The organism is Arthrobacter sp. H41, assembly GCF_000520535.1.
Lineage (GTDB): Bacteria > Actinomycetota > Actinomycetes > Actinomycetales > Micrococcaceae > Arthrobacter_D.
Genome location: NZ_KI914784.1, coordinates 3,343 through 25,206 on the forward strand (window position 1 = coordinate 3,343; position 21,864 = coordinate 25,206).

General features: G+C 65.8%; 17 protein-coding genes and 1 pseudogene. 8 read left to right on the forward strand and 10 right to left on the reverse strand.

Going from position 1 to position 21,864, the window contains the following annotated elements; genetic code table 11:
* Window positions 1–939: pseudogene (locus Y705_RS0106930) on the reverse strand (hypothetical protein); the annotation flags it as partial.
* Between the two features lie 305 nt (window positions 940–1,244).
* On the opposite strand from Y705_RS0106930, the gene acs reads away from it, so the two are divergent.
* The 4 genes from acs to Y705_RS0106950 all read left to right on the forward strand — a co-directional run bounded on the left by acs (window position 1,245) and on the right by Y705_RS0106950 (window position 6,337).
* The gene (gene acs / locus Y705_RS0106935) at window positions 1,245–3,209 is read left to right on the forward strand and encodes an acetate--CoA ligase (RefSeq protein ID WP_026532331.1); all 1,965 of its coding nucleotides are present in this window, start codon (window positions 1,245–1,247) and stop codon (window positions 3,207–3,209) included.
* Between the two features lie 72 nt (window positions 3,210–3,281).
* Window positions 3,282–3,728, forward strand: a complete 447-nt coding sequence (gene aroQ / locus Y705_RS0106940; protein WP_026532332.1) for a type II 3-dehydroquinate dehydratase — start codon at window positions 3,282–3,284, stop codon at window positions 3,726–3,728.
* A gap of 78 nt (window positions 3,729–3,806) precedes the next feature.
* The gene (locus tag Y705_RS0106945) at window positions 3,807–5,564 is read left to right on the forward strand and encodes a dipeptide ABC transporter ATP-binding protein (RefSeq protein ID WP_049822399.1); all 1,758 of its coding nucleotides are present in this window, start codon (window positions 3,807–3,809) and stop codon (window positions 5,562–5,564) included.
* A 17-nt stretch (window positions 5,565–5,581) separates the two neighbouring features.
* Window positions 5,582–6,337: a haloacid dehalogenase type II gene (locus tag Y705_RS0106950; RefSeq protein ID WP_026532334.1), complete on the forward strand. Its 756-nt coding sequence runs from the start codon at window positions 5,582–5,584 to the stop codon at window positions 6,335–6,337.
* Window positions 6,338–6,406: 69 nt separating this feature from the next.
* Here the strand turns inward: Y705_RS0106950 and Y705_RS0106955 are convergent, their stop codons facing one another.
* The 5 genes from Y705_RS0106955 to Y705_RS0106975 form a co-directional block, all read right to left on the reverse strand.
* On the reverse strand, window positions 6,407–7,594 hold the full coding sequence (locus Y705_RS0106955) for a reverse transcriptase family protein (protein WP_216698757.1): 1,188 nt from the start codon (window positions 7,592–7,594) through the stop codon (window positions 6,407–6,409).
* A gap of 482 nt (window positions 7,595–8,076) precedes the next feature.
* On the reverse strand, window positions 8,077–9,021 hold the full coding sequence (locus Y705_RS0106960) for an ABC transporter permease (RefSeq protein WP_026532336.1): 945 nt from the start codon (window positions 9,019–9,021) through the stop codon (window positions 8,077–8,079).
* Entirely contained in the window at window positions 9,018–10,022 is a 1,005-nt protein-coding gene (locus Y705_RS0106965) for an ABC transporter permease (RefSeq protein ID WP_026532337.1), read from the reverse strand. Before Y705_RS0106965 ends, Y705_RS0106960 begins: the two co-directional genes overlap by 4 nt.
* A 134-nt stretch (window positions 10,023–10,156) precedes the next feature.
* Window positions 10,157–11,848: an ABC transporter substrate-binding protein gene (locus tag Y705_RS0106970; protein ID WP_049822400.1), complete on the reverse strand. Its 1,692-nt coding sequence runs from the start codon at window positions 11,846–11,848 to the stop codon at window positions 10,157–10,159.
* A 197-nt stretch (window positions 11,849–12,045) separates the two neighbouring features.
* Window positions 12,046–13,230, reverse strand: a complete 1,185-nt coding sequence (locus Y705_RS0106975; protein WP_049822401.1) for a MarP family serine protease — start codon at window positions 13,228–13,230, stop codon at window positions 12,046–12,048.
* A 233-nt stretch (window positions 13,231–13,463) separates the two neighbouring features.
* On the opposite strand from Y705_RS0106975, the gene Y705_RS0106980 reads away from it, so the two are divergent.
* On the forward strand, window positions 13,464–14,141 hold the full coding sequence (locus tag Y705_RS0106980) for a Crp/Fnr family transcriptional regulator (protein WP_026532340.1): 678 nt from the start codon (window positions 13,464–13,466) through the stop codon (window positions 14,139–14,141).
* A gap of 123 nt (window positions 14,142–14,264) precedes the next feature.
* Here the strand turns inward: Y705_RS0106980 and Y705_RS22250 are convergent, their stop codons facing one another.
* The 4 genes from Y705_RS22250 to Y705_RS21785 all read right to left on the reverse strand — a co-directional run bounded on the left by Y705_RS22250 (window position 14,265) and on the right by Y705_RS21785 (window position 17,003).
* The gene (locus tag Y705_RS22250; protein WP_162149050.1) at window positions 14,265–14,861 is read right to left on the reverse strand and encodes an endonuclease domain-containing protein; all 597 of its coding nucleotides are present in this window, start codon (window positions 14,859–14,861) and stop codon (window positions 14,265–14,267) included.
* A 582-nt stretch (window positions 14,862–15,443) separates the two neighbouring features.
* On the reverse strand, window positions 15,444–16,358 hold the full coding sequence (locus Y705_RS0106990) for an NUDIX hydrolase (protein ID WP_026532342.1): 915 nt from the start codon (window positions 16,356–16,358) through the stop codon (window positions 15,444–15,446).
* A 4-nt stretch (window positions 16,359–16,362) separates the two neighbouring features.
* Window positions 16,363–16,845, reverse strand: coding sequence for a RidA family protein (locus Y705_RS0106995; RefSeq protein WP_026532343.1), 483 nt, complete (start codon window positions 16,843–16,845; stop codon window positions 16,363–16,365).
* Window positions 16,846–16,847: 2 nt separating this feature from the next.
* Window positions 16,848–17,003, reverse strand: coding sequence for a Sp36 family protein (locus Y705_RS21785; RefSeq protein ID WP_137370103.1), 156 nt, complete (start codon window positions 17,001–17,003; stop codon window positions 16,848–16,850).
* Here Y705_RS21785 and Y705_RS0107005 point away from each other — a divergent pair.
* The 3 genes from Y705_RS0107005 to Y705_RS18085 form a co-directional block, all read left to right on the forward strand.
* Window positions 16,966–19,290 (forward strand): transglycosylase domain-containing protein, encoded by a 2,325-nt coding sequence (locus Y705_RS0107005; RefSeq protein ID WP_155849967.1) that lies wholly within the window; start codon window positions 16,966–16,968, stop codon window positions 19,288–19,290. The two genes, Y705_RS21785 and Y705_RS0107005, sit on opposite strands and share 38 nt — an antisense overlap.
* 2 nt (window positions 19,291–19,292) lie before the next feature.
* On the forward strand, window positions 19,293–20,237 hold the full coding sequence (locus tag Y705_RS0107010; RefSeq protein WP_026532345.1) for a metallophosphoesterase: 945 nt from the start codon (window positions 19,293–19,295) through the stop codon (window positions 20,235–20,237).
* Window positions 20,238–20,350: 113 nt separating this feature from the next.
* A partial coding sequence (locus tag Y705_RS18085) for an ABC transporter ATP-binding protein (protein ID WP_049822406.1) occupies window positions 20,351–21,864 on the forward strand: 1,514 nt, incomplete at its 3' end.

Genomic DNA, 21,864 nt, shown 5'->3' on the forward strand with positions numbered 1-21,864 from the left:
AGCCGGAGCGCCAATCGCGGTAGCGCCGGCAGCCGTAGCCCCTGCCGCGGTTCCGGACAACGCCGCCGTTCCAGAACCCGCCGGCGCAACACTGCGCTCCTTCTCCGGACGCGGGGCAGCCTCCTGCTTCGATGCCTGCCGGCCGGCACCTGGGCGGATCTTCCCCAGAAGACCGGCGACCTTTTCCCCATACTGCTTCGTGGGCTGGGCCTTGGCGGGCCGGGCATCAGCGGGACGTGCTGTGTCCGAGGACGCTGCGTTCCCAGGAGCGACGTCGTTCCACTGCTCCACCTGCTCGGCGGGGACCGGCTTCGGTTCCTTCGGCTGCCTGGGCTGTTTCGGCCGTGCGGACAGGGCAGGGCGGGCCACGAGGTGCGCGTCGGAGGCGGTGCGCTCCCTGAAATCCTTGTTCAACGGCGGCAGGTGGGGTGCGAGCACCGTCGCCGCGAGCATGCCCAACGCGCCGATCAGGGACACCAGCGCCCCGGCCTGGAAGAACGTGACGGTGTGCAGGAAGAAGAACACCGACGCTAGCACGGCGGTGACCGAGGCGAACTGGTCCACAGACAGCGATCCCACCCGCAACGTCGCGGTCCCGAGCCTCCTCGCCGCCAGGAGTGCCGCCGCGGCCACGGGGAGCAGGATGCCGATTCCGGTATAGAACAGGGGGAAGACGGTCCAGAAGTTCTGGTACGAGATAGTGTCTACGGCGAAGGGAATGAGTGTACCGATGAAAACCAGCAGGACGGCGCCCCCGAAGACCGCCTCCCGCAGGGTGAAGGGACCCGCGACGGCGTCGGACGGTCCGAAGGGACCGGAGGGACCAGAGGCCCCATGTTCCGGCTCGGAGTGTTCGCCGTTGCCCGTCCTGACCTCGGCCGGGCTGGCCGTCGAACCGCCGGTCCCGCCGGCGTCGTGCTCGACCTGCTGCTTGGTCATGGTGAATCTCCTGTTCATCGCGGCACCTGAAAGGCCCCTCGGGAAACACCGGTGAAGCACCGGCGTTCCATACCTGTTTCCACCCTAGCCACCCGCGGTGTCCTTCTCCAGCAGCCTCCTCCCGAACAGCTTCGATGCCGAACCACTTACCGCAGAATCCCGACCTCTTACCTAGGTGCTGTGACCCGGGCCACAGATTGTCCCACGCGCGCGATAATGTTCCACAAGAGCACCTTGCGGCGCCCGGCACCATCGGCACCGCGGCCACCCACGCAGTCAACGAGGAAGTAACAGAGGGGTAAGACATGTCTGAGAGCGCGCAGAAGCAAGGCGATGCATTCGAGAACCTGCTGCACGAGGAACGCCGCTTCCCGCCCACGGACGAATTCGCAGCGAACGCCGTGGCGCAGCCCTCCCTCTATGAGGAGGCGAACAGCCAGGGCTCCGAGTTCTGGGCCACCCAGGCGCGGAACCTGCTGACGTGGGACACCGACTTCACGCAGACCCTCGACTGGTCGGACGCTCCTTTCGCGAAATGGTTCGTCGGAGGCACGGTCAATGCTGCGTACAACGCCCTGGACCGGCATGTCGAGGCCGGGCTCGGGAACCGCGTCGCCATCCACTTCGAAGGCGAGCCCGGCGACACCCGGACCATCACCTACGCGGAGCTGACGGAAGCCGTGAAGAAGGCGTCGAACACCTTCGAGAGCCTCGGCGTGGAAAAGGGCGACCGCGTTGCCGTGTACCTTCCCATGATCCCGGAAGCGGTCATCACCATGCTGGCATGTGCCCGCATCGGCGCGGTCCACTCCGTGGTCTTCGGAGGCTTCTCCTCCGAGGCGTTGCGCAGCAGGATCGACGACGCCGAGGCGAAGCTGGTCGTCACCTCTGACGGCACGTACCGTCGGGGAAAGCCCAGCGCGCTCAAGCCCGCCGTCGACGGCGCACTCGAGCGGGAAGGCCACTCCGTCTCGAACGTGGTGGTGGTTCGGCGCAACGGCGAGCCCGTCGAGTGGACGGACGGCCGCGATCTCTGGTGGCACGACGTCGTCGATTCCGCCTCCCCCGAGCACACCGCCGTGGCCCACGACTCCGAGCACCCGCTGTTCATCCTCTACACCTCCGGCACCACGGGCAAGCCCAAGGGCATCCTGCACACCACGGGCGGATACCTCACCCAGACGGCCTTCACCCACAAGAACACCTTCGATCTCCGACCCGAGACCGATGTCTTCTGGTGCACCGCCGACATCGGCTGGGTCACCGGCCACAGCTACGTGACCTACGCTCCCCTGATCAACGGCGCCACACAGCTCATGTACGAGGGCACCCCCGACACCCCGCACCAGGGACGCTGGTGGGAGCTGGTCGAGAAGTACAAGGTGTCCATCCTGTACACCGCGCCCACCGCCATCCGCACCTTCATGAAGTGGGGCCGCGACATCCCCAAGAAGTTCGACCTCTCCTCCATCCGCGTGCTCGGTTCCGTCGGTGAACCCATCAACCCCGAAGCGTGGATGTGGTACCGCGAGGTGATCGGCGGAGGCAAGGCACCCATCGTCGATACCTGGTGGCAGACCGAGACGGGAGCCCACATGATTGCGCCCATGCCCGGCGTGACCGCCACCAAACCGGGTTCGGCCCAGGTCGCGGTGCCCGGGATCGCCGTCGACGTGGTCGACGAACTCGGGCAGTCGGTTCCCAACGGTGCGGGCGGCTATCTCGTGATCCGGGAGCCGTGGCCGGCCATGCTGCGGGGTATCTGGGGCGATCCCGAGCGCTTCAAGGAGACCTACTGGTCCCGCTTCGACAACATGTACTTCGCCGGTGACGGTGCGAAGAAGGACGACGACGGCGACATCTGGCTTCTCGGCCGGGTGGACGACGTCATGAATATCTCGGGGCACCGGCTCTCCACCACCGAGATCGAGTCGGCGCTCGTCAGCCACCCCTCCGTCGCGGAGGCAGCAGTGGTCGGTGCAGCCGACGAAACCACGGGTGAGGCCGTGGTGGCGTTCGTGATCCTCCGGGGCTCGGCCAAGGACGACGACGACATCGTCACCACGCTGCGCAACCACGTGGGCAAGGAGATCGGGCCGATCGCGAAACCGCGGAACATCCTCGTGGTCCCGGAGCTTCCGAAGACCCGCAGCGGCAAGATCATGCGCCGGCTCCTCAAGGACGTGGCCGAGGGTCGCGAGGCGGGCGACTCCTCCACGCTCGCCGACAACACCGTGATGCAGCAGATTGCAGCGTCGCTGCGGAAGTAGGAGCTTCGCTGCGGAAGTAGGAGCGCAGGCCGGGCGCCGCTGGTGCCCGGCCTGTTGGTGCATAGTTAAGCCATGACTGCGGCCACCACCATCCTGCTTCTCAATGGACCGAACCTGAATCTCCTGGGCACGCGGGAGCCGGACGTGTACGGGTACGAGACTCTCGACGATGTCGAACAGCTCGCGCGGGCCGCCGCCGAAGCGCACGGCTGGTCCCTGGAGAGCCTGCAGTCGAACCACGAAGGCGTTCTGATCGACGCCATCCACGCCGCCGCCGGGACCGCGGCCGCCGTCGTGATCAACGCCGGGGCGTTCACCCACACGTCGGTGGCTATCCGCGATGCGCTGGCCGCCGTAGCCCTCCCGGTGGTGGAGGTCCACCTGAGCAACGTCCACCGGCGGGAGGAGTTCCGCCACCACTCCTACATCTCCGGAGTCGCCGACGCAGTGATCGTCGGTGCCGGCGTGGACGGGTACCGCCTCGCGGTGGACCACGTGGCCTCCAAGCTCGGTCGGTAAGCCCAAAAAGCTAGTAGAAATGCTGCGTCCACGCCGGTTCCGGCCTGCAAAGCGGCATGGGTAGTGCACCATGGTTGGATGAGCGATTTTTCCGGCGTGCCCGAAGCGATTGATGTCCGCGACACCACGAACGCGCCATTGCTCGAGGTGAAGGACCTCGCGGTCAGCTTCCGCACCACGCACGGCGAGGTGCAGGCGGTGGAGAACGCAAGCTTCACGCTGAGGAAGGGCAGCACCCTCGCCATCGTCGGTGAGTCCGGTTCGGGGAAGTCGACGACGGCGATGGCTTGCATCGGCTTGCTCCCCGGCAATGGCCGCGTGAAATCCGGGAACATCCTCTTCGAGGGCACGGACCTGGTGGGCCTGCCGGAATCGAAGATGCGCGCCATCCGCGGCCGCGCCATCGGGCTGGTTCCCCAGGACCCGATGTCGAATTTGAATCCGGTGACCAAGATCGGCACGCAGGTGGCGGAGACACTGCTGGTGCACGGGATGGCCACCAGGAAGAACGTGAAGCAGCGCGTCATCGAGGTGCTCTCCGCAGCAGGACTGCCCGACGCCGGTGAACGCGCCAAGCAGTATCCCCACGAATTCTCCGGCGGGATGCGGCAGCGCGCCCTCATCGCCATCGGCCTCGCATGCCAGCCGCGGCTGCTGATCGCCGACGAGCCCACCAGTGCACTCGATGTCACGGTCCAGCGCACCATCCTGGACCAGATCGGCACCATGACCGAACAGCTCGGCACCTCGGTGCTGCTGATCACCCACGACCTCGGCCTGGCAGCCGAACGTGCATCGGACCTCGTGGTGATGCACCGCGGCCGCGTCGTCGAAACAGGCCCTGCCGAGAAGCTCCTCAACGATCCCCAGCACCCCTACACGCAGTCACTGGTCCGGGCGGCCCCGAGCGTGGCGGCGGTGCGGCTCCGGCCCGGTGCCTATCACGCCGACCCCGCGAAGCGCGCGAAACTCGCCGAGATGGTGTACGCCGAGCACGAGTCCGAAGGCACCGGCGGCACCGCACCCGCGTCGGCTCCCGGGAACATCGTGGAGATCCGCGACCTGACGAAGGTCTACAAGCGGCGTGGAAGCTCCGAGGATTTCTACGCGACGAAGAACGTGACCCTCGACGTTCCCCGGGGGCAGACGGTCGCCATCGTCGGTGAATCCGGGTCGGGGAAGACCACCACCGCGCGCATGCTCCTCAAGCTCATCGAACCGACGTCGGGCTCCATGACCTTCGACGGCATGGACGTCGCCACGCTGGACAAGGCCCAGCTGGGCGACTTCCGCCAGCGCGTGCAGCCCATCTTCCAGGACCCCTACTCCTCGCTGAATCCCATGTTCACCATCGAGCGCATCGTCGAGGAGCCGCTCAACGCCTACAAGCGGGGAAGCAAAAAGGATCGCGCACTGCGCGTCCGGGAACTGATGGACCAGGTGTCGCTCCCTCAGAACGCGCTCCGCCGCTACCCCGCCGAGCTGTCCGGCGGACAACGCCAGCGCGTGGCGATCGCCCGCGCGCTCGCGCTCAAGCCGGAGCTGCTGGTCTGCGACGAACCCGTCTCGGCCCTGGACGTGCTGGTACAGGCGCAGATCCTGAAGCTCCTCGGCGACCTCCAGTCCGAGCTCGGCCTCAGCTACCTCTTCATCTCCCACGACCTCGCGGTGGTGCGGCTGATCTCCGACTACGTCTGCGTGATGAAGGACGGCGAACTCGTCGAGGCAGCAAGCTCCGAGGAAGTCTTCCAGAACCCGCGCCACCCCTATACACGCCGACTCCTGGCCTCGATCCCGGGGAACGAGCTCAACATGGACGACGAGCGCGCTTCCTGACCCTGCGAAGGACGGTTATGGCTTTTATTCCGTACGATTCACCCTCCACCCGGCGGCGGATTCGCGCCGTGCTCTTTGACACCTTCGGAACCGTCGTGGATTGGCGCACGGGTGTCGCGCGCGAGGTGGCGGCCTTCGCCAGGGCTCAGGGCTTGAACTTCGACGCCGAGCAGTTCGCCGATGAGTGGCGCGGCCTCTACCAACCGGCCCTTCAGACGGTGCGCTCCGGCGCCAGGCCCTTTCTGTCACTGGACGACCTCCACTACGAGAATCTCTGCCGGGTGCTCAATAATCACGGCGTCGCGCCCGCCAGCCTGGGGACGAAGGTGGTCGAAGAGCTGAACCGGTCGTGGCACCGTCTCCCGGCCTGGCCTGACAGCGTTTCCGGTCTCACAGCCCTTCGCTCCCGGTACATCATCGGCCCGCTATCCAACGGGAATACGTCGCTGTTGTTGAACATGGCGAAATCAACTGGCCTTCCGTGGGACATCATTCTCGGCTCCGACATCACCCGCGCCTACAAACCAGCGCCGGAATCCTATCAGCGGACAGCCGCCCTTCTCGGCATGGACCCTGGTGAAGTGATGCTCGCCGCGGCCCACAACGAGGATCTGGAGGCCGCACAGCAATCCGGTCTGGCCACGGCGTTCATCACCCGCAGTGATGAGCACGGCCCGAACCAGACCTCGGACCGCATCCCCACGGGTGCATGGGATATCACTTCCCGCAGCATTATCGACCTGGCCGAGCAGCTGGGCGCAGAAATGCACTAGGCCTTCGAGACAGCTGGTTCAGCCGCTCGCGTCATGGCCGGAGGCCTGGCTTGCACCCACCGTTGCCCCTCACCACTGGATCCTGTCGAAGTCGTCCCGCAACCGCTGGCCCCGCGCAGGGTTCAGGGACTCCACCCACGAGATCCGCCCGAGCAGATGCGCACGGAAGTCCCGGTGCGCGGGTCCACGGGCGCCGTTCTGCGATTCCGGCCCGTCCGCCACGCAGTTGTGCAGGATCGCCTTGAGCTCGTCGAAGACGGGGCGGGGAACGTTGGGAACCGAATTCACGACGACGCCGGTCACCGTCTGCCGCACCGACGCACCCTTCACACGGGTCTTCCTCGGATTCACCAGGTGACCCTCCGACGTCACGATCCCCTCGACTCCCCGCACGAAGGCGTCGGCGCGGCGTGCGAGCGGCTCGGATCCGCTGAAGGCGAGATCGTCCGCGTAGCGCGTGTAGACGGCGCCCGTTGCCTCTGCCCAGCCTGCGAGCCGCGAGTCCAGCCGCCTGACGGAGAGATTGGCGAGAGCGGGCGACGACGGCGCCCCCTGCGGCAGGTGCGCGGCAGCCAGGGCGCGCCGCAGCGCAAAGCGCTCGTCCGGGCTGCCGCCGTCGGGCATCCGGCTCAGGACCGCCGGCGGTACCGCCGCCGTACATATTCCGGTGAGCGTATATGCCACCGCTTCAGGCATCCCTGCCTGACGGAAGATGCCATGGATCCGGCTGGCGCCCACGGAGGAGAAGAATGCGCGTAGGTCGAGGCTGATCAACATCTCCGCCCCGAGGTGCCGCCCGGCACCCGTTGCCACGCTGCGGCCCGGCACAAAACCGTGGGCGGCGTCGTGCAGCGGGATGGATCCGAGCATCTGATGCAGCACTCTCCGCTGGACGGCCTTCAGTCGCGGCCCGGGCACCTCGAGGAGCCGCGGCACGCGGCCCGTCCTCGTCCGCCATGCATAGCGATAGTGGCGCAGCGGCCCCGGCCGTGCACGCCGGTTCCAGTGTCCGGTGTCGGCGAACCACTCGAGCTCCCCGACGGTGAGGTCAAGGAGCTCGGCCAACGCCCCGACGTCGGCCGCAATCCCGGCCGAAGTCCCGACAGCGGCGAATCCGACGGCGTAGCGGGCCACCGGGATCGGAACTCCTTTTTCCACCGCCCGGGCGACCGCGGCACCGAAGGCGGAGGTCTGGGCGATGAACCGGGCAAGCTCCCGAGGGGCGCCGCCGGGTGGTCGGTGGTAGGCCGCGAGCACATCGGACGCGAGCGGGCCGAGCCAGCGCCGTCGTGCTCCAAGGGTGAGTGCTCCTGCTGCTACCAGCCCGGGTCTCGACCAGGAATCCGCGGCCAGGAATGCATGGGCGAGCGCCGAGGCGAGTCCCGCCGTCGAAGGATGGGGCGCGCGCGCAAGGACTCGGGAGCCTGCGTTAATCGTGCTGCTCGTGCTGCTTGTGGGATGGGCACCGGCCGACCTGTCCGTCCGTGCGGGCTCTGTGCTGCGCGGAGCGCTGTCACGTGCCTGCGGCGCTTTGTCCTGGTCGATCTGCGTACCCCGGGGTAACCCCGGAGAGGAGGGCGCACCTCGTGCACTCTCCGCCTCGGCCGGTACCCATCGCACGCGTTCAGCCTAGCAAGAGGCCTTGCACCCGGTGAGCCGGCCGGCTCCCCGGGTTGCGGTGACACCCCGGTCGACCGGATCGCCTCCTGTGCTGCGTCACCGACCCGGCCGGGGTCGTCCTACTTCCGCCGGGTCTTGGGATCCAGCGCCTCGCGCAGCGACTCGCCGAGGAGGGTGAACCCGAGGGCGGTGATTGCGATGCACGCACCCGGAAGGAAGGCCAGCTGCGGAGCAACTGCCAGCTCCACCTGGGCATAGGTGAGCATGCGGCCCCACTCGGCGGTCTGGGGGAGCCCGCCGCCCAGCCCGAGGAAGGAAAGCGCCGCAGCGTCGATGACCGCGGTGGCGAGCGTGAGGGTCGCCTGGACGATGACCGGCCCCATGCTGTTGGGCAGCAGGTGGCTCATGGTGATGGTGGACCTGCTGAGCCCAAGGGTCTGGGCGGCAAGGATGTAGTCGGACCCGCGCTGCGACAGCATCGACGAGCGGAGCAGCCGGGCGAAGATCGGGATCTGGGAGACACCGATGGCGATCATGATGGCGTACGGGCTCTGCCCCAGGACCGCTGCGATACTGACGGCCAGCAGCAGGTTCGGCACCGAGAGCAGGATGTCCACGAAACGCATGATGACGTTGTCCACCCACCCGCCGAGGCCGCCGGCCAGAATACCGAGCAGCATCCCTCCCGCGAGCCCGAGCGTGGTCGACACGACGCCGATGAGCAGCGAGGCCTGCGCACCCCAGATCAGTTTGCTGAGGACATCGCCGCCGAAGCGGTCGAGCCCGAGCGGGTATTCGTCGATCTCGCCTGGCCCGGGGATGGTGGTGGGGGTGATCGAGGTCCGCCCCGGAAGGTCGTTCCCACCATAGGGCGCAAGGATCGGCGCAAGGGCTGCCACCAGGAGGAAGAGCCCGATGATGACGGCACCCGCGATCGCCTGCGGATTGCGCCGCAGGCGGAGAAACGCGTCCTTCCACAGGCCGGTACCGCCTCCTGTGTCGAGGGCCGGATCTGTTGTCGGCCCTGCGGGGCCGCCTGCGGCGGGAGGCAAGACTGTACTCACTGCACACGCACCCTTGGGTCGATGACGCTGTAGGAAAGATCCACGATCAGGTTGATGAACGCGTAGAGGATGGCGATGAAGATGATGAAGCCCTGCAGCACCGGATAGTCGAGGCCGAAGATCGCGTCCCGGAGAAAGCGCCCGATGCCGTTGAAGGCGAAGACTGTTTCCGTGAGAACGGCACCTGAAATGAGCAGGCCGAGCTGAAGCCCGATGGTGGTGACTACGGGCAGCATTGCGTTGCGAAGCACGAAGCGTCCCCGGATGGTGCGTTCGAGCAGGCCTTTTGCCCGTGCCGTCCGGACGTAGTCGGCGTTCTGCACCTCGAGGACCGAGGCCCGTGTGATGCGTACGATGATCGCCAACGGGATGGTGCCCAGGGCGAGGCCAGGAAGGATGAGGTGGAGGAAGGCGTCCCAGGCAGCATCCCATTCGCCTGTGAGCAGTCCGTCCAGCACGTAGAAGTCCGTTACGTGGGTCGCGTCGATGCGCGGGTTCTGCCGTCCGTCAGGAGGCAGGATCGGCCACTGGATGGCGAAGAGGTATTTGAGGATGAACGCGAGGAAGAACACCGGAACCGTGATGCCGATGAGGCTGAGGACCACGGAGCTGTGATCGACGAAGCGGCCGTAGTACCGCGCGGCGAAGTAACCGAGCGGGATGCCAACCCCGATGGCGAAGATCAGTGCGATGACAGTGAGTTCGATGGTCGCTGGGAAACGGGTCGCGAACTCCTCGAGCACCGGGCGCCCGGTGTTGATCGACACTCCGAAATCTCCCTGGAGCAGCTTGCCGATGTAGGTGAAGTACTGCGTCAGGAGCGGCCGGTCGAACCCGTAGAGTTCGTTGACCCTCGCCACGGCCTCCGGCGTTGCCTTCTCCCCGAGCAGCGCGGTGGCGGGGCCACCCGGCAGGCTGCGCACCCACAGGAACAGCAGGATGGACAGCCCGAACAGGGTGGGGATAAGCAGGGCAATACGTTTGCCGATGACGCGTAGCACTCAGGTCCTCTCGGAGGTAAGCCGGACAGGGTCGTCCGGCACAGTCTCATTCAAGACAGTTTCGTTCAGCACAGTCTCGTTCAGCACAGTGGAGCCGGCCGCTGAGAGCGGACGGCTCCACCAAGGTACAGGTACTACTCGCTGAGCTCGATGTCGGTGAAGACCTCGTCGTTGACCGGGCTGGCCGGGTATGACGTCACGCGCGGGGCGAACGCCAACGACGGCGCCGGGTGCGCCAGCGGGATGGCCGGGTTGAATTCGGCGATCTGCTCGTTGATCTCTTCGTACGCGGCGGTCTGCTCCTCACGATCGGTCATGCCGCGTGCCTCGGTGAGGGCGGCGAACAGCTCGGGATTGTTGAATCCGAACTCGAGCTTCTCCTGGCCGAAGAACACACCGATGAAGTTGTCGGTGTCGTTGTAGTCACCGGTCCAACCGAGCAGGTGCAGTCCGTGGTCCGGGGTTCCCTGGACCTGGTTCAGGTAGTCGGGCGACCAGGCTGCCGGTGCCGGGGTGACGGTGATTCCCACTTCACCGAGCTGTGCGGTGAGGTTGGTGAAGACCTGCTCAGGGGTGGGCATGTAGGGGCGTGACACGTTCGTCGGGTAGTTGAACTGGACCTCGAAGCCGTCGGGGTAACCCGCCTCTGCCAGGAGCTCCTTCGCCCGCTCGGGATCAAAGTCGTAGGTGGTGACCTCTTCGTTGAAACCGTCCACAACGTCCGGGATGAACTGCGTTGCGACTTCGGTGCCCTCGGGCAGCGTCTGGTCCACCAGCGCCTGCTTGTCGATGGCGTGGGCAATCGCTTGCCGGACCAGCGGGTCGGCCAGCTCGGGCACTGCGTGGTTCATTCCCAGGTACAGGATGGTGAAGGGATCGCGGGGCACGATGTTGTAACCGGCGTCCGCGAGGGATGCGGTGTCGGCCGGTGCTACGAGGTCGTAACCGTCGATCGTTCCCGCTTCGAGTGCCTGACGGCGAGCCTGGGGGTCGTCGATGATGCGGAAGATCGTATTGGTGATCTGCCCCTTGTCCCCCCAGTAGTCCTCATAGATCGACAGCTCGAGCTGCTGTCCGACCTCCCAGGAATCGAACTTGAACGGGCCGGTTCCCACAGGGTTGCCGAGGGCGTACTCGCTGAGGGTCGGTGATTCCTCGGAGCCGCCGATCTCGTCCGCTGAGAACTCCTCGAGCGCCGTCGGGCTCTGCATGGCGAATGCCGGAAGCGACAGTGCCGGAACGAAACCGGCGAACGGCTTGGCGAGGTTGATGGTGACCTCGGAGTCACCGTTCGCCTCACAGGATTCGTAGACGGCCTCTTCCGGGCTGTCGGCGAAGCCCCGGAACAGCGAACCGTAGTAGTAGGACACTGTTTCTGCCTGCTGGACGCCGGTCCAGTTGTACCAGCGGTCGAAGTTGAAGCACACCGCTTCGGCGTTGAAGTCGGTGCCGTCGTGGAAGGTGACTCCCTCCTTCAGCGCGAAGGTGGTGGAAAGGCCGTCCTCGGCCGTTTCCCATGACTCGGCGAGCAGGGGCGCCGGATCAGCGGTGCCCGGCTCCACGCCGACGAGTCCCTCGAAGATCTGGCGGCTGACGCGGAAGGACTCGCCGTCACTGGCGAAAGCCGGGTCGAGCGACTTCGGGTCGGCTGAGGCCGCGAAGACGAAGGTCGTATCAACCGCACCCTCGCCTTCCGTGCCGGTATTCTCTTCGCGCTGGCTCTGGACGCAGCCGGTCAGAAGAAGCGCGCTGATGGAAATTCCTGCTGTGAGAGCTGCCCGTTTTTTGGCGGGGCTAGGGCGCACAGGGGTGCCGCTATTAGACATATGTTGCTCCTGGTGAACGAGTGATTCTGGCCGGATACCCGGTATCCGCCCAGTGAGGGCGGCTAACGCTCTGTCCGTGGAATGAGCCTAACTTCTTGCGGAGGCTGTTTCAGTACTTACGGCGGAGCAATGGTCACGATTTGGTGTCGTCGGGTGTCTGACCAGACCAGATGCGGCGTTTCCGCGCGCGCCGTGCACTACCTTCGGGTGCACTGCCCGGCGGAGACGCCGTCGTCCAGGGTCGGAGCCTGCTCCGCGATCGGCCGGAGTTCCTCGAGGGAGAGCGCATAGCCCACCGGGGCATTCGCTGTGGATTTCGCGAAAACCACTCCGGCAACGCGTCCCTGCAGGTCGAGGAGCGGACCGCCGGAATTGCCCTGCTGCACGTTCGCGGCGAGGCTGTACACCTGCAGCGGCGAAGGGTCCGTGCCGTAGATGTTCTGGACAAGCACCGGGGACAGGCTCTGGATGCTCGCGGGCTGGATGCTGTAGGGCCCGCCGGCTGGATACCCGGCGAAGGCCGCCGTCGTTCCGTTGGCCAGTTCCTCGCCGAGAGGCAGCGGTGCGCGATCCAGCCCGTCGACGGCGATGACGGCGATGTCGAGCCTCGGATCGAACAGGACAATGCGCCCCGGCAACGCTCCGGCTCCGGGAACCTCGATCACCGGTTCGTCGACACCAGCCACGACATGGGCGTTGGTGATGACCCTGCCGGGCGCCACCACGAAGCCGGACCCTGTCTGGTTCTGGCCACACTGGAACGCGGTGCCGGCGATGCGCACCACGGACGCTGAAGCAGCGGCCAGCTCCGGAGTGTCGACGGATTCGTCAGGGACCTGGGCGGGAGTCACCGGCCCGACGCTTTCCATGATGGTGGGGATGCCGTCGTCCACGGCGATGGTGCGCAGCTGGGCCATCCAGGTCCGCACCGGCGCCGGCGTCGAGGAGTCGATGGTCTGGATGACCTGGGAGGAGGCGAGCTGCTGGGACAGGAACGGGACGCCGAGCGTGCCCGCGCTGAACGCGAGCATCGAGAGCACCAGGGCGGCCACCACGGTGTTCGCCACGCCACCAAGGATGCGATCGATGATCCGCAGCGGCGGGAAGTTGAGCCAGCGCCGGATCGATGCGCCGAAGGCAGCACCGATGGTCTGGCCCAGGATCACCAGCACGATGGCGGTGATGATGACGGCCGGAAGCCGCCACGCGTCGTCGGGCACCCATGCGCTGACGAGGGGTATGGCGAAGAAAGCCGCCACAGCTCCTGCAACGAAACCCGCGATGCCGCCCAGGGTCACGACGAAGCCGTTCCGCAGGCCGGTGACGAGGTACACCAGCAGCACGATCACCAGAACGATGTCCAAGACGGTGAAATCCGGCACGTAGTCTCTCCCCTAGCGGAAATTGGTCAGGAAGCGGCATACCTCCGTCAGTCAAGGCCCGATTCTAGCCGTCTGAGGTGGGAGGACCCTGAGCTTCGCCCGCTGCGCTCCTCCCGCTGCGCCCCTGGCAGCTGCGCCCCGCGTGTAGCGACTGTCACATCCGGCTCGCGTACGGCAAGATGGGGAGGTAGAAGGCCGCGCGGGAGTCCGCATCACCACGTCAAGGAGATTCAATGGATATCGAGGTACTGCGCCGGGCGCCGCTCTTCGCAACACTCGGGGACGACGTTTTCGCCGCGCTCACCGATGAGCTGACCGAGGTAGACCTCTCCCGTGGATCTTCGGTATTCCGCGAAGGTGACCAGGGGGACCAGCTGTACTTCATCGTCTCGGGCAAGATCAAGCTCGGCAGGACGGCGCAGGACGGCCGCGAGAACCTCCTTGCGATCCTCGGGCCGGGCGAGCTGTTCGGTGAGATGGCGCTGTTCGACCCGAGCCCGCGCACTGCTACTGCCACCGCTGTTTCGGAAACCCGCCTCGCAGCCCTGAAGAACGAGAACCTCCGTGCACTCCTCGAGACCCGCCCCGAGGTTTCGGCCCAGCTCCTCCAGGCGCTTGCCCGCAGGCTGCGCCGCACCAACGAGTCCCTCGCCGACCTCGTGTTCTCGGACGTTCCGGGCCGTGTCGCGAAGGCACTGCTCGACCTCGCGGACCGCTTCGGGCGCCCCGCAACCGACGGAATTCTCGTGGCCCATGAACTCACGCAGGAAGAACTGGCGCAGCTCGTGGGCGCCTCGCGCGAGACCGTGAACAAGGCTCTCGCCGAATTCGTTCAGCGCGGCTGGCTCCGGCTCGAGGCCCGCGCCGTCGTCATCCTCGATATCCAACGGCTTCGCCAGCGCAGCCGGTAAGCCCCATACGCCCCTTTCGCCAAGAGGTGGCGCGCCGCACCAGTCCAGCGGAAGTAGCGCAGCAACGGTGGGTGCACGACGCCGCCAACCACCATACGTGCGCAAGTTCCGCCCAGTGGTGCGTCAGGGTCGGCCATACCCGCGCCGCTCGAGCACGCGCCGAACCTTCCCTTCGATCCACTTCGGTCCGTGCCGCAGGTCGAGTTGATTGATCTTGATCTGCGTCCACCCCAGCTCCACGGCCCGCGCATCCCGCTGCATGTCGCGGAACTGCTGTTCCGGAGTGAGGTGGTGGGCGCCGTCGTACTCGATCATGACCCGGAACTCCTCGTTCGCGAGATCGACCCATTGAGCCACGTCGCCGTCCGGCATAAGGATCGGACAGTCGACCGTGAACCGAGGGAGTCCGCCGTCTTCGAGGATGATCCGAACCTTCGTCTCTGGAGGCGAGTCGACACCGACCCGGAGGCGACCATAGGCGCGGGCCGAAACAAGACCCGGCACGTTCCTCTGTGATGACAGGAAGTTGCCCAGTGTCTCCAGGCCGATGACGGGCTCCGTGCAATTTCCATAGGACCGTTGGTGGCAGCTGACCAGAAAATCCCCCGCCACGATGAGGTCCCGGAGGGAAAGGTCCGTTGCGAGGTCGATCCACGTGCGGGCGGCCGAGGTGACACGCACACCCTGACGAACAATGATGTCCCGCGAGGGAACCGCCATGCGGTGCCCTGCGATGCCCCGGCGCCGCGGTGCACCACGACCGGGCGGACGTGAGAGATGGACCATCGGATCATTCTGGAGGAGATAGGGCAGCGGCATGTTGTGGAGCCGGGCGGCAGATGCGTGACTGATGAAACTTGTGTCAGTGACCGACACATACGGACGGCAGACGTCTGCGAAATCGTCCGCTCCAGCACGGACGTGCCGCACGCCCCTGCTCGGCGTGGATAGATCCGAGGCACGCGTCCGGCTGCGTGGCACCCCGAGGTCAACGGCGCTGCTGAGAGCGAAGGGCAAGCCTTCGAGCGCGCGGGGCAGTTTCGATCGCCTGGTCACCGCTCCATTGCACTACGTGTCCGCCCGGCGCGCCCGCGCTATCCACAGGTACGGGAACTTGCGCAGCAACGGCGGGTGCACGACGGCGCCACCCACCATACGTGCACAACTTCCGAGGAGAGTCACTGCTCAACGGCGGACCCGCCAAAGGCGCAAAATGTTGCGCAGCAACGGTGGGTACACGACGCCGGAACCCACCATACGTGCGCAACTTCCTCAAGGCGCCCGGCACACCAGGAAACCCGCCTACCGGCCGCGCTGCGCCGATCCGCCCTCGGTGAGCTTCGGACAGGCGACCTCGAGCATGAGCCCGCCGTTATGTTCGGCGAGCTGCGGGTAATAGACCTTCACCGGACGCTTGTGGGACAGGTAGGCGATGCAGCCGCGTGAGGAGCCGATCTTTTCGAGGATGATTTCCACCGCGGGCACAGCGAGATCGCTCAGGGTGCATCCGACCGTGCTCGGCTGACCCACCTCGTCGCCCAGCTGCGTCGTATTGCGCCGCTCGACCTCCTGGGCCGCCCAGCGCCATTCACCCCAGACGCCCTTGCTCGCGAGGATCGTCGGCTCCTGGTTCACCGGCTGCGCAGCCGCGAAGTAATGGGTGTCGAAGCGCCGATGCGCGAAGTCAGGACTCAACCAGTGCGAGAGCGGTTTGATCAGGTCGGTGCGGACACCAAGTCCGCGCCGTTGCAGGATTTCGGAGAAATTGCACTCGCCCTCATTGATGGCTTCGCGGGCCCTCATCCATTCGCGGCCGTTGGTGCCCTCCACCAGGCTCGATGCGTCAGGTCCCGCCAGCAGCACGCCGGTCTCCTCGAACAGTTCGCGGACAGCAGCAAGGACGTGCCGGCGCGCCAGGTTCTGGTCCTCGAGGCCCAGGGCCTTCGCCCACGATAGCGGTGTGGGCCCGAACCACTCCACGGCGTCGTCGTCGGATTCCTCGATGCTCCCGCCCGGGAATCCCACGATGCCGAGCGGCGACTGCCCGCGCCGGTAGGACAGGTATGTCTCGGTGCCTACCGCGCTGTCGCGGATCAGCACCACTGACGACGCCGAGCGCGGCTTGAGCGGAGTGCGTTCCCCGTGGTCCACCCAACTCCTGGCAGCCGTCAGCTGGTCAGGATGAATGGGAAACAGACGGTTGCTTAAACGGTCCACGTGGCTAGATGAACTCCGCGATGATCTCGATTTCCACCGGCGCGTCGAGCGGAAGCACTGCGACGCCGACGGCGGAGCGGGCGTGGGTGCCCGCCTCACCCAGTATTTTACCGAGAAGTTCCGAAGCACCGTTAATCACGGCGGGTTGCCCCGTGAAGGATGGGTCCGATGCAACGAAACCGGTCACCTTGACGATGCGGGTGATGCGGTCGAGGTCACCGATTTGCGCCTTTACCGCGGCCAGGGCGTTGACCGCGCAGGTCCCTGCAAGCTGCTGGGCGGTTTCCGGATCGACGTCGGCCCCCACCTTCCCCGAAGCTGGGAGTTTCCCATTAATCAGCGGAAGCTGCCCGGAGGTATAGACATGGTTTCCGGAGATGACGGCGGGTACGTAGGAAGCCAGCGGCGGCACGACTGCCGGGAGCACTATTCCAAGTTCTTCGAGCCGGGCTTCAACAGCTGAAACAGCGCCATCGGGAACAGTCACCGCTAGCTCTTTTCCCGCTTGAGGTACGCTACTAACCCATTCCCATCCGGACCAGGAACCACCTGCACGAGCTCCCAGCCGTCGTCGCCCCACTGGTCCAGGATCTGCTTCGTGGCGTGGATGATCAGCGGTATTGTGGAGTACTCCCATTTCGTCATGCCTCAAAGCGTAGCGCGTGCCAGTAAACTGGAGTACATGGCTGCTCGTAAATCACCTTTGTTCGACACGGCGACCACCTTGGGGAAGATCATTGCATTTCTCGGAATCAGTGCGCTCAGTGGTGTCCTTGCCGCGGGATTGCTCGTTCCTGTTGCTGCTGCAGCGGGCACCGGCGCCTCCGCTTCAATCCAGTTCTTCGAGGAACTCCCGGCTGAGCTGGAGCGCGACGCGCTCGCCCAGCCGACGGATATCCTTGCAGCCGACGGATCGCTGATCGCCACCCTTTACAAGGAGAATCGGCAGCCGGTCACCCTCGACCAGATCTCCCCGAACATGACCGATGCCCTGCTGGCCATCGAGGACGCGCGCTTCTACGAGCACGGCGGCGTTGACCTCCAGGGAATCATGGCTGCCCTCGCGAGCAACATCACCAGCGACAGCACCCGCGGCGCATCGACCATCACGCAGCAGTTCGTGAACAACGTCCTCATCGACTCCGCGCAGCAGCGCGGCGAGGAAGCCGTGTTCAGCGGAGGCAAGACCGTGGGCGACAAGCTCCGCGAGATGAAACTCGCCATCGCCGTGGAAAAGGAGATGAGCAAGGAGGAGATCATGGAGGGGTACCTCAACATCGTCCCCTTCAGCGGAACCACCTACGGCGTGCAGGCCGCGGCGAAGTACTTCTTCAATGTCGACGCCGCGGATCTCAACATCCAGCAGAGCGCCCTGCTGGCCGGCGTCGTGAACGGACCGACGTTCTACAGCCCGGAACTCAACCCGGAGCGCGCCCTCGAGCGCCGCAACCTTGTGCTCGCCTCGATGTTCAACACCGGAAAGATCACGCGGGAAGAGTACGACGCCGCCGTCGTCACCGACCTTGGTCTCGTCATCACCCCCACCATGAACGGCTGCGTCGGGGCAGCCCAGGCACCCTACTTCTGTGACTACGTCACGCACCTGATCCTCAACGATCCTGCGTACGGCGAATCGCTCGAGGATCGCGAGAAGGTGCTGTATCGGTCCGGCCTGACCATCAAGACCACGCTCGATGCGCGGGTCCAGGCCGCCGCCCAGACTGCGGTGACCGAAACGGCGAACCCGGACACCACCGACAACGCCGTGGGCCACACGATGCTGAGCCTGGACCCCGAGACCGGAAATATCCTCTCGATGGCCCAGAACACCCGGTACGACCCGTCCGCGGAAATCGGCAATTCGGTCCTGAACCTCAACGTCGACCAGTTCGAGGACGGCAACCCCTCGAAGAGCCTCGGCGGCTCCAGCGGCTTCCAGCCCGGGTCCACCTACAAGCCCTTCACCGTCGCGGCATGGCTGGCCGATGGACGGGCACTGAACACCACCGTCGATGGCAGGAAGCGCACCTACCCCGATGGCGACAAATGGAAGGCCAGTTGCGTCGAGGGCGGCTCCTACGTCATCAACTCCGAAGACGGCGAGGGATACACGCCCCAAAACTACGGCGACACGAACTACGGGCCGAGCACCGTGCTCAACGGCCTGGCGCAGTCGCTGAACACCATCACGATGACCACCGCGAAGCAACTGGACCTGTGCAAGATCCGGGATATCGCCTTCGACATGGGCATCCACCTCGCTTCAAGCGACGAAGGCGAAGAGAAGCTGGGCATCAACCCGCCGGCCCTCATCGGCGGCGGTGGCGAAGTCTCACCCATGTCGATGGCGACCGCTTTCGGCGGGTTCGCCAACCAGGGCAACGTCTGTGAACCACGCGCACTCACCGAAGTGACCGCCGTGGACGGCACGAGCTACCCGGTGCCGGAGGTCTCCTGCGAGCAGGTCATCTCCGAGGACGTGGCCAAAGGCGTGAACTGGGCCACCCAGGAAGTCATGAAGAAGGGCTCCGGCAGCGCCCTGGACTACGGCGACATCCCGATGGCCGGCAAGACCGGCACCAACGACTGGCGGTCCCAGACCTGGTTCATGGGCTACAACCGCGGGATGGTCACCGCAAGCTGGCTCGGCAACCGGGAAAGCGGCGGCGAGAACAGCTCGCTGAGCGGGCTGCAGATCGGCGGCCGGGTGTACCCGGAGATCGACGGCGGGCTGATCGCCGGACCGTCCTGGGCGAGCTTCATGCGGCAGATCCCGGGCCTCCACGTCGGTGAGCCGTTCGTCAAGCCGCCCGAGGAAATGCTCACCGGACGCAAGCCCACCCCCACCCCCACGCCAACCCGGTCCGGGACGCCCTCGGCCCCCGCAAGCCCTGAAGCCGACGACAACGACGACGACGAAGGAAACGACTAGCGTTGAAAACAACTGACACACCCCGCACCGGGGCTGCTCTTGGCTGGACCGCTGGACTCACCGTCACTGCCGCAGCAGCAACCCTGGGGTATGCCTCAGTGGTGGAGCGGACACTGTTCCAGCTCCGCGAGGAAACGCTACAGATCCTGCCTCCCGGGGCGAAGCCGTTGCGGGTGCTTCACCTCTCGGACATCCATATGACGCCACACCAGAATTCGAAAGCAGAATGGTTGAAGGGCCTCGCGCGGCTCAACCCGGACTTCGTGGTCAACACCGGCGACAACCTGAGCCACCAGAAAGCGGTGGGGCCACTCCTCGACGCCCTGGCACCGCTTCTGAAGTTTCCGGGAGTGTTCGTGCCCGGTTCCAATGACTATTACGCGCCGATGCTGAAGAATCCGTTCAGCTACTTCACCAAGTCAGCGGCGTCCACTGCGAAGCCGCCCCGGGACCTGCCCTGGGCGGAGCTCTTCAGCGCCTTCGGCGCGGCAGGCTGGATCGACCTCACCAACCGGTCGCAGTCCGTCGGATTCAAGGGTCTTCGCGTGGACTTCACGGGCGTGGACGATCCGCATCTATCCCGCGACAAGTACGCGCCGTACCCCAATGGCAGCAGCACCTCCGCCGAGGCCCCGCACCTTCGGATCGCGGTAGCCCACGCGCCGTATCAGCGGGTCCTTGACTACTTCACCGAGGGCGGGGCGGAACTGATCCTTGCCGGCCATACCCACGGGGGTCAGGTCTGTATCCCCGGCTACGGCGCGCTGGTGAGCAATTGCGACCTGCCGACCTGGCGCGCACGCGGCCTGACCCCGTGGGAGCTCGGGGCACGCCAGGTTCCGCTGAACGTCTCTGCAGGGATCGGGACATCCCGTTTTGCGCCGGTGCGGTTCGCCTGCAAACCGGAGGCAGTGCTCCTCACCCTTACTCCGCGCAGCCGTTCCTGACAAGGTCGTCCCCCGTTCACCAGGGGCCTCAACGGCAGTCGGCGCTTCGGCTCTCCTGCCCTAGGATGGTTGCTGAGGGACACCAATAACCATCGATCGCTCGAAGAGATGGCATGACGAAGCAAACCACGCTCCGGGAATCGCTCGGCCGCCTGTACCCGCATGTGAAGCCCATTCTCCCGAGGCTCCTGCTCGGACTCTTCTGTGCGCTCGGCGCGAGCATCATGGCACTCGCGATCCCCCAGGTGTTCCGGGTACTGATCAACGATGCCCTTGCAGCCGGCGGGGCGGGTACAACCGTATGGATCGCCTCGGGAGTGGTGCTCCTTCTTGGAGTCCTCGAAGCCACCTTCGTGGCACTGCGCCGCCATTTCGTCATCACACCCGCAACCACAGTCGAGACGAACATGCGGACCTCGTTCTACCGGCACCTGCAGGACCTCACTCTCGAGTTCCATGACCGCTGGGGCAGCGGGCAGCTGCTCTCACGAGCGATGACCGACCTCAACCTGATGCGGCGGTGGATGGCCTTCGGCCTCATCATGCTCGTGGTGACGTCGTTGACGGTGGCGTTCGGCGTCATCGTGATGTTCCTGACCAGCTGGGTCCTCGCCCTCATCTTCCTCGGCGCAGCGTTACCGCTCATGATCTACGGTTTCCGGTTCCGCACCTCGTACAGTCGAGTGTCGAGGAAGAGCCAGGACCAGGCCGGCGATCTCGCCACCACGGTGGAGGAATCGGTCCATGGGATCCGGGTGCTCAAGGCGTTCGGGCGCAGCCGTGAAGCCCTCGAGGACTTCGAGGAACAGGCTGAGGAACTGCGCCGGACGGAAATCTCCAAAGCGAGATCGCTGGCGAATTTCTCCATGATCGTGACGCTTCTTCCGGAACTCGCGCTGGCTGCGTCCCTCGTGGTGGGCGTGATCCTCGCGGCCGGCGGAGACGTGAGCATCGGCGCCCTCGTCGCGTTCTTCGCAACCGCCGCCGTCGTCGCGGGCCCCGTGGAGTTCATCGGCCCGCTGCTCGCCATGACCTTCGCCGCAAAGACCGCCATCGACCGCCATTACGAGGTCATGGAGGCCGAGAACACCATCACCAGCCCCGGTGAACCGGTGCGGCTGGACGGGGCACGCGGCGAGGTGGTCCTCGATGACGTTCACTTCAGATATCCCGATTCCCCGGAGGGCACCAGGGACGTGTTGAACGGCGTCGACCTGCGGCTCGAAGCAGGCGAGACCATGGCGCTCGTGGGTGTCACGGGCTGCGGCAAGAGCACCCTGCTGCAGCTCCTTCCGCGCCTCTACGACGTCACGGGCGGCAGGATCACGATCGACGGCACCGACCTCCGGCTCGTCTCCCTCGATGACCTCCGCACGCATGTAGCCGTGGCTTTCGAGGACACCATCCTGTTCTCGAACTCGGTGCGCGAGAACGTTCTGATGGGCTCGAGGGCGGCTCCCGGAGCCGAATCGGAGAAGGCCGTGGAAGAGGCGCTCGATGTCGCCCAGGCCCACTTCGCCTACTCCCTCCCCCAGGGCCTCGACACCCTCATCGGCGAGGAGGGGCTGAGCCTGTCCGGCGGCCAGCGGCAGCGGATCGCACTGGCCCGCGCCATCGCGGCGAAGCC

Excerpts from the sequence above, each read along its gene's own strand:
- acs (WP_026532331.1), top strand. The coding sequence starts at position 1,245 with ATGTCTGAGAGCGCGCAGAAGCAAGGCGATGCATTCGAGAACCTGCTG.
- aroQ (WP_026532332.1), top strand. The coding sequence starts at position 3,282 with ATGACTGCGGCCACCACCATCCTGCTTCTCAATGGACCGAACCTGAAT.
- Y705_RS0106945 (WP_049822399.1), top strand. The coding sequence starts at position 3,807 with ATGAGCGATTTTTCCGGCGTGCCCGAAGCGATTGATGTCCGCGACACC.
- Y705_RS0106950 (WP_026532334.1), top strand. The coding sequence starts at position 5,582 with ATGGCTTTTATTCCGTACGATTCACCCTCCACCCGGCGGCGGATTCGC.
- Y705_RS0106970 (WP_049822400.1), bottom strand. The coding sequence starts at position 11,848 with ATGTCTAATAGCGGCACCCCTGTGCGCCCTAGCCCCGCCAAAAAACGG.
- Y705_RS0106980 (WP_026532340.1), top strand. The coding sequence starts at position 13,464 with ATGGATATCGAGGTACTGCGCCGGGCGCCGCTCTTCGCAACACTCGGG.
- Y705_RS22250 (WP_162149050.1), bottom strand. The coding sequence starts at position 14,861 with ATGGCGGTTCCCTCGCGGGACATCATTGTTCGTCAGGGTGTGCGTGTC.
- Y705_RS0107005 (WP_155849967.1), top strand. The coding sequence starts at position 16,966 with ATGATCAGCGGTATTGTGGAGTACTCCCATTTCGTCATGCCTCAAAGC.
- Y705_RS21785 (WP_137370103.1), bottom strand. The coding sequence starts at position 17,003 with ATGACGAAATGGGAGTACTCCACAATACCGCTGATCATCCACGCCACG.